The sequence below is a fragment of the Frankia sp. RB5 genome (assembly GCF_059816245.1).
In genome coordinates, this window is sequence record NZ_JCBATA010000016.1 from 1 (window position 1) to 12,575 (window position 12,575).

At 72.9% G+C, this 12,575-nt stretch carries 6 protein-coding genes; 1 reads left to right on the plus strand and 5 read right to left on the minus strand.

Annotated elements, in window-relative coordinates:
* Positions 1-916 precede the first annotated feature (916 nt).
* The 4 genes from AC6EXY_RS10460 to AC6EXY_RS10475 are packed head-to-tail and all read right to left on the minus strand — an operon-like array spanning position 917 to position 9,847.
* Positions 917-2,470, minus strand: a complete 1,554-nt coding sequence (locus AC6EXY_RS10460) for a TIGR02679 family protein (protein ID WP_165818604.1) — start codon at positions 2,468-2,470, stop codon at positions 917-919.
* Positions 2,467-6,849: a TIGR02680 family protein gene (locus AC6EXY_RS10465; RefSeq protein WP_499818715.1), complete on the minus strand. Its 4,383-nt coding sequence runs from the start codon at positions 6,847-6,849 to the stop codon at positions 2,467-2,469. The genes AC6EXY_RS10460 and AC6EXY_RS10465 overlap by 4 nt, the downstream gene beginning before the upstream one ends.
* A complete protein-coding gene (locus AC6EXY_RS10470; RefSeq protein WP_101834398.1) occupies positions 6,846-8,129 on the minus strand; it encodes a TIGR02678 family protein in 1,284 nt (427 codons plus the stop codon). The genes AC6EXY_RS10465 and AC6EXY_RS10470 overlap by 4 nt, the downstream gene beginning before the upstream one ends.
* A complete protein-coding gene (locus AC6EXY_RS10475) occupies positions 8,126-9,847 on the minus strand; it encodes a TIGR02677 family protein (protein ID WP_499818716.1) in 1,722 nt (573 codons plus the stop codon). The genes AC6EXY_RS10470 and AC6EXY_RS10475 overlap by 4 nt, the downstream gene beginning before the upstream one ends.
* Positions 9,848-10,264: 417 nt before the next feature.
* On the opposite strand from AC6EXY_RS10475, the gene AC6EXY_RS10480 reads away from it, so the two are divergent.
* Entirely contained in the window at positions 10,265-10,906 is a 642-nt protein-coding gene (locus AC6EXY_RS10480) for an SDR family oxidoreductase (RefSeq protein WP_499818717.1), read from the plus strand.
* Positions 10,907-11,301: 395 nt separating this feature from the next.
* On the opposite strand, the gene nicT is transcribed toward AC6EXY_RS10480, so the two are convergent.
* Positions 11,302-12,495 carry a Nickel transporter NicT gene (gene nicT / locus AC6EXY_RS10485; protein WP_101834402.1) on the minus strand — a complete coding sequence of 398 codons (1,194 nt, stop codon included), beginning with the start codon at positions 12,493-12,495 and terminating at the stop codon, positions 11,302-11,304.
* Positions 12,496-12,575: the final 80 nt, after the last annotated feature.

Here is a 12,575-nt window from a genome sequence, read left to right on the forward strand (position 1 = left end):
CCCTCACAACCCGACCAGCCACACCCCCACATCCAGCAGGGACACAACCAGACAGACCATGAACGAGGGATAAAACATATTTGGCACTGACAATCGGCACGCTGTTGAGTTCTCAAGGAGCAGGCGCGTCACCAGATCCCAGCCTTTCGGCTTTCCCCTGGCGCGTCTTAAACTTACCGGCCTCTCCGGTGGGAGTCAAATCGCCGTTTTGCGTGCGATACGAACCCCTGCCGAACAGGTACTGCTTTCACCCGCGCCCGTCCCGCTCTCATTCCCAGAACGTTCCGTGCGATGTTTCCAGGCTACGAGCTCCGGGAGGATCGTGTCAAATCCGCTCCGAGGTCCGGATTTCTCCGGAACCAACCGGTGATTGCCACTTTCTCACCTTATCGCACCGTCCGCAGGCCCTGTTCCTCGGGGGGTCTATGCCCCCTCGGAGGAAGTGTGGTCCAACGCGACATCGGACTCCGTGGAGTTCGGTGGGGCGACGAAGACGAAGCCTACACCACCAGGGCCGCGTGGACGCGTCGGCTCGTGATGAGCGTCGGCGTCATCCCGCCCGACAGCCCATCGCGCGGTCACCTCCCACCGCTCCACGGCCACCAGGGGTCCAGGCGCGGATCGGACCGACCAGCCGACCTGGCGCACGTCACTCCCCCTCGCCGGGGAGTCAGCGGAGGTCAACTTCCCTGGGAGCGGGGTGATCCTGTCGCCGCGGGTGACTGTGGCGGTGCCAGCCGTCGAACGATCGGCCTTCGTAGTGGCCCCAGGCCCAGGCCCTCTTTGAGTTCGCCGTAGTCGTGCTCGACGCGGACGCGCTTGTCCCGACGCGCAGCGCCGGCGGCAACCTGCGCAGGCACGATCGGGTGTGCCGTCAGGCCGAGGGCCGATGCAGGCGCTCGGCGCGCCGCCGGGATCACGCGCGCGGGTCGCAGATGAGATCGGCAAGCAGGTCGTCGAGGACGGCTTCCTCCTCGACCCGGCGACGATGCTGGCCCAGAGCGTCGCTCAGGTCGGGATCGAACCGGGCGTGGACAGGGCGGCCCGTGAGCTCGGCGAGGCCAGGGCGCAGCGCACGCTCGTAGTACGTGCGGTCGAAGCACCAGGGGACGGCGTCGAAACGGGTGGTGATGGTGTTCGCGATGGCCAGGCCGCCCCAGTCGAAGTCACCGTGGTAACGCAGGACGGCGCCCGCCTCAGCCAACAGGCGCAACAGCGACGCGGCCGCCGCGGCCGGCATGCCCCCGACGCAGACCAGGGGCCGGCACCGGGCGCCGAGCTGGTCTGCGGCGGCGCTCACGACCGCCGGGTTCTCGCAGATGAACACGTCCGTGCCGGCCAGCGCATCCAGCCGCGGCGGGTCACGGACAAGATGGCGCAGCGACAGGTGGACGGGCTCACCGGCCGCCCGCCACAGGTCCAGGACGCGACCGGTCACGCTGTGCCGGTCGCCAGGCAGCCCCAGCGTCAGCACGGGCAACGCCAGTTCACTGACGAGGACGCCGACCGCGGCCCACACCTCTCTCCGCCACTCGGCAGACCGCGCTGCCCGCCCCGCCACCTCATCCGCCTCGGAGCCGCCAACGCTGTCACCGCCGTCGTCCTCCCCGCTGTCACCGTCAGCGCTATCGCCGTCAGCGCTGTCGCCGTCAGCGCCTATGACGTCGCCGGCATCACCGTCAACGTCGTAGGCGTCGTCGCCGCTGACGGTGTGGGCGGTGTCGGCGCTGTGGGCGGTGATGGATCGGCCGAGCAGGGCGACGGCGTCGAGCACCAGGGTGGACAGGGGACGGTCGGCGTCGAGAGCGTGACCGTCGCCGAGCACACGGGCGGCGAACACGGAGATCGGGACGCTGTCGGCGGGCAGCGCGTCCAGCACGCGGACCGCCGACCCCATCAGCGTCTGCCCCTCCTGGAGCGAATCGGCGAGCCGGCGCGGCAGACCGGTGGCGACGAGCCGGTCCCGCCAGGCCCCGAGCTGCGGGCGGGCGTCCACGAGGGGATCCGCCATGGCGAACACGGCCCGCCAGCCCCGGGCGGTCTCGGCCGCGAGCGCGGACCGGTTGACGACAGGGCCGGTGAGCGCGACGACGGCGGCGGCGAGGCTCGACGCGCATCCGCTGCCCCGCACGACCTCGTCGAGGTCGGCGAGCTCGACCCGCATGGTGCGGCCCGCCCCAGGGCGGCGGCCGAGCAGGCCGGCGAGGGCGGCGCGCTGATCTTCGGACGGGTCCGGCAACGTCAGCCCGCCGGTGAGAGACCCGCCCCGTTCCATCCGCGACCGTAACCGCGTGATGATCCACTGGTTCGACGGCCCGAACAGCCGCCCGAGCCGCGCGACGTCGACCGTCCCGGCTTCGTCCCCGTCCGCGTCCGCCTCGACGACGGCATCTGCCTCGGCGTCAGCTGAGCCGGAGTCGGTCGCACCGGAGTCGGTTGCCTTGGGGAAGACCACCGGTTCCGCGCTCACGGCTCGTCCCACAGGGTGTGCTCGGCAGGTGGGACGCCGTCTGGTTTCCTCACCCCGGCGACGTCCGCGGCGACGGCGGGCCGTGCGCCTCCGGCGGGCAGGCGCTGGCGGCCGTCCCACCGCCAGCGGGTGACCAGGACGGCGTCGATGCCGTCCCGCCACGACAGCTGGCTGATGGCGAGGCCGGGGACGGTCGGGTAGCAGCCCCATTCGCGCTCGCTGGTCATGACGACATCCATGTCGAAGACGGCGAGCAGGCCGAGACAGGATGCGCGGGCGTCGTCGTCGACCCCGGCGAACGCCTCGTCGAGCATGACGAGTCGGGGCGCATGTGGGTTGCTCGCCGAACGGTAGTGGCCGGAAGCGGCGGCGAACAGCGGGATGGTGACGGCCAGGGCCCGCTCGCCGCCCGAGGCCGGGCCGGAGGCGGAGCGCCACTGGCCGTCGGCGAAGCGCTGCACGGTGAAGACGTGCCAGCGGCGGTAGTCGAGGGCGCGGCCGAGGTGTTCCAGCCAGGTCCCGGCGGCGTCCCGCTCCCGCTCGGCCTTGATCTGCGCCTGCAGGAACGCGCCGACGGCTTCCCGATCCGCCGGCGACCAGGCGTCCGCGACCTGGCGCAGCAGCCGTTCCCGGGCCGGGCCGAGGCCCGCCGGCGCGTCCGGGCCGGGGCGCCACTGGAAGCGCAGTTTCATGCCGGTGCTGTTGGGGCGCTCGTCGAGCTCGGCGTTCATCCGCTCGACCTGGTGCTCGGCGTCGCTGATCAGATCCTGGAGGTGGCTGGCGACCTCGCTGACCAGATGGTTCTCCAGGATGGTTCGTTCCCGCTCCGTCAGCAGGCGCCGCCGGTCGCTGACCTCGACGCCCAGCGCGTCCGCGAGCTCCGCCGGGCTCATCATGCGGGTGCGGAACGTCGCCTCGACCACCCAGCCGTCGTCGGTGAGGGTCGCGGCGGCGTGGTGGCCATGGCGGCTCATCACCTCCCGCAGGGTGCCGTGCTCGGCCGCGATGAGCTTCTGCACCCGGTCCCAGCCGGCGTCGGAGTCGTCGACGTCGCCGACCGCCGCGTCGATCTGGCGGGCGAGGCGCACCGCCGGGTCGGGCGCCCACTCCCGGCCGGTATCGGGAAACTCCAGCTCGGGCAGGGCGATGGCCAGCAGGCCGCCGGCGGCGAACCGGCGCAACCGTCCGGCCGCCTGCCGGCGCTGCTCGGCGAGCTCCCCGACCCGGCTGGTCAGGCCACTCTCCTGCCCGCGGGCCTGGCCGACCGCCTCGGCGATCGTCAGCCGGAGCTGGCTGAGTTCGCGGCGGCGGCCGGTGGCGGTCTCCAGGCCGCGCTGGGCGGCGGCGAGCTGGCGTTGCACCTCGGCGACGGCGGCGCCGACCGTGCGTTCCATCGTCTCGAACGCCGTGCGGGCCGACAGGTGCTCGGTCCGGGCGCCGGTGTGCTGGCTCTCGCGCTGCGCGACCTGCTCCTGGGCGTCGGCCAGGTCCTGTTCGGTCTGCGTGAGCTGGGCCGCGGCGCCGGCGCGTTCCCGCACGGCGGGCCACAGCGCGGACAGGGCGACGCGGTAGGCGACGAGCGCCTCCCGGGTCTCCTCGAGATCGTCGGTCGCGACGGGCAGGCCGAGCTGGGCGGCGGTCTCATCGCGTTCGGCCCGGGCCCGTCGGGACGTCTCCTCGGCCTCTTCGGCGTTACGCATGGCCGTCTGGTGGGCCGCGTCGGCCCGCCGCCGGTCGCGGTCGGCCTGGCGGGCGGCGGCGAACCCCTGCCGGGCCGGGGTGTCCGCCGGGACGCCGGCCACCTCGTCGTTGAGCATTCCCCGGCGCTCGTGCAGAGCCGTGCGGGCCACGTCGTGCTCGGCGATCTCCCGGTCGAGAGCGGCCAGTTCCTCGTCGATCTCGATGAGGCGGGTCCGGCGGGCCAGTTCACGCGCCGCGTGCCCGAGGTAGCGGGCCGCCGGTTTGGCCCAGGCTCCGCGCAGTCGCCCGACGCGGAACCGACCATCCGCGGCGACCCAGGTGTCGCCGAGACGAGCGACGGCGTCCGGATCCGCCACACCGGACGCCTCCGCGCGGACGAAGCCGATCCGGGCCAGAACGGCGGCGACGATCGCGTCGGGGACGGTGGCCGCGGCCGGGTCGGAGCGGTCGACCGCGGGACGCAGCACCGCACCGAGATGGTCACCGCCGACCAGGCCCCCGCCGGCGCCGTCGGCGACGATGGCCACGTCGTGGGTGCCGGGGGCGAGCAGCCGTCCGTCGGGGCAGAGCCAGGCGTCCAGCAGTCCGGACGCCTCCAACGCCGCCTCCAGCCCGGCGATCTCCGCCGAGCCCAGCGGCGGCGTCGGGCCCAGCGGCGGCGTCGGGCCCTGCGACGGCGTCGGGTCTGCCTCGCGCGGCTCGATGAGCTGCCACAGCGGCGCTCCCGACCGGCCATCCCGATCAGCGGCGCGGGTCGGCGGGGCCGGCGGGGACAGTCGCGCCCCCTCGGCCAGCGCACGGCGCTCGGTGGCCAGGACACCCGCGCGCGCCCGCGCGTCCCCGATGGCGGAAACCAGCCGCTGGTCGGCGGCACCGAACTCGTTCTCCAGCTCGCGGGCGCGCGAGGTGACCGCGGCAACCAGCGGACTGGACCCGTCGAAGCCGTCCAGCCAGTCGGCGACGGCGGCGAGGACGTCGTCGAGGGCGGGCAGGCGCAGCTGCTCGGCGCCCTCGAGGTGGCGGCGCGCCGCGTCGACGAACGCGGTGGCGGCGGCCTCCCGGGCGGCCTCGGCGCCGGCAGCGGCCTCGGCCGCCTCGTCAAGGACCGACCGGGCCCTGTCGCGCTCGCGGCGCCGATCGGTCGACCGGTCCTGGGCCTGGCGGTCGGCGTCTGTCAGGCGGGCGACCAGCCTGACGGCGTCCTCGCGGCGGCGGGTGACGTCCTCGGCCGCGCGCTGGGCGGTCCGGGCGGCCTCCGCGACCTGCTCGGCGGGAGGACCGTCGGGCAGGTGCAGGGGTGCGAGCAGCGCCTGGTGCTCGGCGCCGACGCCAGCGTGGCCAGCGCCGGTGGCGGCGGTCTCGCCGGCCCGGTCCAGCGCGTCCGTGGTCGCCGTGACCCGCAGGCGCGCGTCGGCGGTCCGGCGGGCGAACCCGTCGCGCTGACTCGTCGCCGCCGTCAGCTCGGCTCGGGCCCGGTTGGCCGAGCGCTCCAGCTCGGACATCCGCTGCTGCAGTCGGGCGAGTTCGCGGGCCTGGTCCATCTCCGGGCGGGCGGCGAGGGTGTCCCGTTCGGCGGTGAGCGCGGTGATGCGCTCCTCGTTCTCCCTGTCCTCGCCGTCCACCCGGATCGCCTCGGCCTCGACCCGCTCCCGCTCCGCCCGGACGTCGCCCAGCTGGCGAGACGCCGACTCGTAGGCGGCCTGCGCGGCGCGGGGCTCGCGAGCCCGGCGCCGCGCGCTGATCCGGGCGTAGCGTCGGTAGTGGTCGAGGAACGCGGTGGCCGCCGCGTGGGCCTCCTCGAACCCGCGCAGGTCCGACTGCTCCTGCTCGAGGCCGCGGAACGCCTCGGCCGCGTCCGCGATCACCGCCTGGTCGAGCGGGGTCAGCGCCTCGGTCAGCGCCGCCGACAGTGCCCGCTCGTCCGGCTTCTTCGACAGCTGCGGCTGGCGCAGCGCGATGAGCAGGTTGACCAGCGCGTCGTACCGGTCCTCGCCGAGGCCGAAGAACGCCTCGTCCAGAGCGCGCCGGTAGCGCGACGCCTGTTCGTAGACGTTGCCACGCGGGCCGAGGGCGTCGCGCAGCCGTTCCCTGGTCAGCGCGGTCCGGGTCGGGCCGACGAGGCTCAGGTCGACGCCGACGCGGGCGTCGGCGATGAAGAACCAGGTGGTGACCGACCCGCGGCCGGCGACCGCCTTCAGCCCGGCGCCGATCGTGCGGTACTCGGCGGCGCCGGCCGCGTCGAGCCGGCCGAACTCCAGCCAGCTGTAGCCGAGGCGCTCCGGGTGGGGATGGCGCCCGCCCATGAGCAGGTTCCACTCCATCCGCTTCTTCGGGTCGCCGTCGGGTTCGACGCGGTGGGCCGACACCTCGCCGTCGAGCAGGAACGGCAGCAGCATCGCGAGGACCTTGGACTTGCCTGTGCCGTTGTTGCCGCGCAGCAGCAGGTTGCCCTCGTGGAAGTGGAACTCCTCCTCGTCGTAGAGGAAGACGTCGACCAGGCCGGCGCGCAGCGGCTGCCAGCGCTCGGTCGTCGGCACCGGCCGACCCGGGGCGCCGTCCGGCGCAGAAGCCGGCTGGCGGGCGTCCGTCTCGACGCCGGGTGCCAGCCGTGGCGAGGGCGGGGCATCGGTCGAGGGCGGGGAATCGGTCCAGGACGGGGAATCGGTCCAGGACGTCACGCCAGCGCCTCCTGACCGCCGCCGTCCCGCAGGTCGCCGAGCGCGAACCGGGCCAACGCCGGCAGCGCGAACACGTCGTCCCCGCGCCGGCGCAGCAGGCCCAGTGCGCGCATCCGTGACAGCGCCCGGTCGACCAGCTCGACCTCCGCGTCGGGCTCGGCGACGCCCTTGCGCCAGTGCCGCTGGTGCTGGGCGATCAGCTCGCGCATGTGGGCGTCGAGGTCCGCGACGGCGATCGGCTCCTGCGGGCCGAGGCGGGCGCCCTCGCGGGCGAGATGCTCGGCGAGCAGCAGGGTGGCGTGACCGTCGGTGCCGTCCTCGGGCATCCGGGTGTCGGTGAGGTCACCGTCGGGGTCGACCATCGCGATGCCCTCCGCGCGGATCTCGGCGACCAGGCCGGTCGCCTCGGTGATCCGCCGGGTCAGGGCAGCCCGTTGGCTGGTCAGGTAGGCCCGCTCGCCCTCGTCCAGATCCGCGAGGTAGACGACCGGGTCGTCCAGCAGGCGCCGGGTCAGCGCGTGGCGGCGGGCCAGGTTACGTGCGTCGTCGGTGTCGGCCGTCAGCTCCTCGACGACGGCGGCCAGCCGGCCGTCCAGGTCGGCCGGGCCCGGGTTGTCGCTGACCGTCGACGGCCCGCGCCGGGTGACCAGCATGCCGGCCAGCGCCCGGCGGTCCAGGTCGTAGAGGGCGTCGCCGGTGCCGGCGGTGAAGGTCGTCTCGTCGCCGGCGACCCGGCGCAGCACGCCGAGGTCCAGCAGCACACGGACGGCCGCGACGAGGTCGGCGCGCTCGTCCCGGCTGTCGAGGCTGAAGCTGATCCCGGCCTCGGTGAACTCCGGGGCGGCGCAGCCCAGCATCACGTCGTCGGCAAGTCTGCCCAGGGTGATCTGGTTGTCGGCCCGTTCCAGGCCGGCCAGGGCGAGGCAGAGCAGCACGTACCGGCGGCGGCCGAACGGCTGCTGGGCCGATCCCGTGGTGGCCGGCCGGGTACCGTCGGTCAGATCGGCTGGGATCTTCGCCAGCCGGGCCACCTCCGGGTCGACCCGCAGCGACCAGCCCGTCTCCCGCGTGAACCAGTCCCGCAGCCACGTCTGGTGCCGGCGGACAAGGCGGAAGACGTCGGCGTCGGCACCGTGCGCGACGAGCAGCGGGCGGCGCAGGATCGCGCGCATGGCCCGACGGCGCTCGGCGTCTCGCTGCGCGTCGAGGGCGTTGATGACCGCCGTCGACGACGACCCGGCTCGCGCCCTGCGCGGGATGTCGCGACGTGGGGCGGTCACGCCGTCTCCGCCATCAGGTCGCTGGTCGCCACCAGGTCGCTGCTCTCCAGCAGGTCGTTGCTCTCCAGCAGGTCGTGGATTTCTAGGACGTGGTCGGGGCCGGTGAACAGGCCCGCGCTGGTGGGGATGGTCGCGATCACGCTGTCGGCGGTCGGTGTGAGCGAGATGGACAGGGTGCCGTCGGCACTGCTGGTCACGACGCTCGGCTCCCCCGGGCGACGGCGGGCGAGCGCGTCCCCGAGGACGGTCAGGAACAGCCGGAAGGTCGGGTCGTCGAGCTCGGCCAGTTCGGACAGGCGCACGGGTTCGCCGGTGGCGAGCCGACGGCGCGCGGCCCGCACCACCTCCTCCTCGGCCGCCAGCTTCTCGGCCAGCAGCCGTCGCTCGGCGGCGCGGTCGCGGACCCGGTTGGGCGCGCCCCGGCGTTCGTACCGCCCGGTGCGCCGCAGCCGGATGTCGACCATGATCGGCGGCGCCTCGTTCCACGGCGTCGACGCGGGCACCGGCTCGGCGTCACGCGCCTCCAGCGTCGCGGCGTCGACCGTGAGGTGGCGGGCCGGGGCGAGCCCGAAGCACACGCGCCACAGCCGGTGGGCGTCGTCGTCACTCGGGGCCTGCGCGAACCAGAGCGCGAGCGCGCGGAAGTCCGCCGACCGGTCGCTGCGGCCCGATCTGCGCTCGTTGAGGACCAGCACCACCGACAGCAGGGCCGGCACCGCGGCCCGGGCCCGCTCCCGCAGGAGGCGGGACTGCGGCGGGTGCGTCCGGTTCCCGACGAACCAGTGCCGCAGCCCCTCCCATCGCTCGGTCCACAACGCCAGCCGTTCGCCGACAACCCCGCCCGCTGGTGACCCGGCCGGCTCTCCCTGCGTCAGCTCCGGCTGTGTTGGCTGTGTTGGCTGTGTCGTTCGGGGCGGCTGGTCAAGGTCGGGCGCCGCGTCGCGGGCCTCGCGCTCGGCGACCGCCCGCAGCAGCCGGCTCATGTCGTGCGTCTCGATCTCCCCCAGGACGTCCACAATCCGCGCCGAGGTGACGACGAGATCGCGGATGAACCGTTGGAGATAGTCGATGAGCTGTTCCTTGTAGGCCAGGAAGACGTCGAGGTCGGCGTCGTGCAGGTCGATGGTGCGCTGCAGGGACCCCATGAATGCCTGGGCGTTGTCCGCCAGCCCGCGAAAGACGCCGGCCAGGTCACGCAGCAGCTGATGCGCCTTCGCCGCGTCGATCTCGGGCTGCGCCAGCAGGGCGAGCAGCGCCCGCAGCTGGCTGTGGATGTCGGACAGGGCGACGGCCTGGAGCTCCCCGCGCCGGCCCAGCGCCTCGTCGAACGCCTCCAGCGCGGTCTCGGCGGCCTCTCCAGCCGATGTGAGCTGGTAGAGGAAACGGGGACGGTTGAAGTCCTCGACCGAGGTGACCCGGCTTGTGTCCGGATCGCCGCGCAGGTTGCCCCAGCCGGCCAGGCTGCGCAGCTCGGCGCTGACATCCGTGACTCCCCCGAGGTCCAGTCCGTGCTGGCCCGGCTCTCGGGCCAGCATTTCCAGGACGTCCTCAGGACGCAGATGAACATTGAACCTGCGCTTGGCCCGGACGAACGTCCGCATGATGGCGCGGTACAGCGGGGCCTTGTCCACCGTCACATGGGCGAAGGGGGCGAACCTCGAGACGTTCGCGGGCTGGTCGCCACCCCCTCCCCGCTCAGAGGTCACAACCCCCGCCACCCGCATCAACCTCCCGGCTGTCCGTCAGCGTTCACCCCGTCGCCACACACCCATCCGGCGCGTTTCCGACGGGTCCGCAGATGGACACCCAGCGTACGCGTCCGGCTGGGGACCATCCGCGCTGCCTCGCCAGGACGTCACGCCGGTGAGCCTTCGTCGCAGTTCCGGCGACCGCCTTCCGACGACAGTCCCAGGGGGTGACAAGCGGGACTCGCCGGCAGCGGTCGTGGCGGGCGGTGGGTGGATGGGCCATGATCGACGATCGCGGTCTCGTGGCCGGGAAGCTGGACCTTACTCCTGGTGCCGGTGCTCCTGGCTCAGCCTGGTGTGACGGCGTTCCGGACGGTGTCCATCGTCTTCTCCGCCACCTGGCCCACCTTCTGGATGAGGGGATGCTTGGCCTGCTGGACGGCCATCGTGCGCAGCACTCCGGTCGCCCACTCCGCGTGCTCGCGGGCCGCCGGCAGGAGGGTCGCCGCGCTGGCCGGTCGGGTAGCCGGCGTCGAGCAACTCGACGGCGCCGACCGCGACGCGGTCGCGGCGTTCCTCGAGCGATTCGGCCCGTTCGAGCATCTTGTGCTCGCCTTCAGCCCAGGCGCGGCCGGACTCGGACCGATCCGCGAGATCAGCCTCGATGACGTCGAGACGGCGTTCACCGCCAAGCTGTTCGCTTACATCCACTACATCCACGCGATTCGCGAGGCGAAGGTCACCGAGTCGATCACGATGATCTCGGCCGCCAGTGCCCGGGCCGCCCTTCCCGGAACGGTCACCCTCGCGGCCGTGAACGGAGCGATCGAGCGCATCGTGTCTCCGCTCGCGGCCGAGCTCGCGCCGGTTCGCGTCAATGCCGTGGCCCCGGGAGTCGTGGACACCGCCTGGTGGTCCTTCCTCCCCGAGGATCAGCGCCGAGCCCAGTTCGACGCTGCCGCGAGCAGCGTGCCTGCCGGCCGGATCGCCTCCGCCGCCGACGTCGCCGATGCGATCGAATACCTGATCGGCGCCCGCCTGGTCACCGGAAGCATCCTGCCCGTGGACGGTGGTTTCACCGTCGCGTAAGCGGCGGTCGCGAGCTCATACGTCGGCCGTCTCCAACTCCCGAGATCACTCCGGGAGGTCCGTCAAGGCATGGTCGCCTCCATGCAGGTCGTCGACGGCTCCCTGTCCGCGAGCGTGGCCGCGCTCACCGGACTGTCCGCGCAGCGGATCGAGCAGCTCCGCGACACCGGCGACCGAGACGTCTGACCACATGCCAGTCCGCCCGACCTTGCGCTGCCTGAGTGCTGTTCCGGGTGTTCCCGGCGGAGCAGCGGGTGCGCGCGTCGGGAATCCTGACGATTCCGACGGCCTTCGCCCCGGCTCTGAGCCCGGTGCTCGTTGATCAGCGGCCGCGGGACGTCGTCAACGCCGTTGATTATCTTGGTCCCGCAGGACCGCCCGAGGATCCGGGATGGTCAGACCGGTTCCGTCGTGGTGGTGGACGGAGACGAGGGCGCCCTGGTGGTCCAGCGTTCCTCGACCCGCCCGAAGTACCAGACGGCCAGGGCGACGGCCCAGGCGAGGAAGAACAGGCCGACGATGGCGTAGCCGGCGTAGTCGAGGTTGACGGCCGCGATCCAGGCAAGCGGCCCGGAGTCGATGGTGAACCGGTCCGCGAGGACGCCGACGAGTTCGATGGTGCCGATGACCAGCGCGACGATGACCGAGATGGTCGTGATGGTGATGTTGTAGTAGACCTTGCGGACGGGCCGGGCGAAGGCCCAGCCGTAGGCGGCGTTCATGAAGACGCCGTCGATGGTGTCCATGAGGCACATGCCGGCGGCGAAGAGGATCGGCAGCACGAGAATCGAGTAGAAGGGCAGGTCGAACGCGGCCGCCCCACCGGCGAGGACGAGCAGGCCCACCTCGGTCGCGGTGTCGAAACCGAGCCCGAACAGGACGCCTATGGGGTAGATGTTCCAGGGCCTGGTGACGGTCCTGGTCAGGCCGCCGAGAAAACGGTTCATGAAGCCGCGCGAGTCCAGTCGCCGCTCCAGCTCCTGCTCGTCGTAGGTGCCGCGACGCATCTCGCGGAACACCCTCACAATGCCGATCAGGGCCGCGAGGTTGAGGATTCCGAGAATCCACAGGAAGACACCGGACACGGACGGGCCGATGACCCCGGTGATGGTGTGCAGCCGCGACGAGTCGTCCTCGACCGGGCCGACCAGGGATCTGACGCCCGCCGAGAGCAGGAATGCCAGCGCGAACACGATGGTGGAGTGACCGAGGGAGAACCAGAACCCGACGGACAGCGGTTTACGCAGCCCGGAGTGCCCGTCGGCCTCGCGGGCGGTGTTGTCGGCGATGATCTTGCGGGTGGTGTTGTCGACGGCGGCGATGTGATCGACGTCGAACGCGTGGCGAAGGCCGAACGTGTAGGCGAGCACCCCGACGCCGGCGGTGAAGACCGGGTGGTCGCCGCCGAGGTGGTAGCCGTGCGGAGTGACCAGGGTGAGCAGGACGACGAAGCCCACCGCGTGCAGCAGGATGATGAAGGCGGCCATGCCCGCCAGCGAGCGTCTGTCCGCCGGGATGAGGCTCCGGTGGAACCGGGCCAGCCGCTCGGTGAGACCGGGGCCGCCCCTGCCGGGCGCTGGATGGGCCACGCCATGCCTCCTTGTCACCGGCGCGGACCCGGCGCGGACCCGGCGCGGCGGATCGGCCGGACATCGTGCTGGTCGGGCGG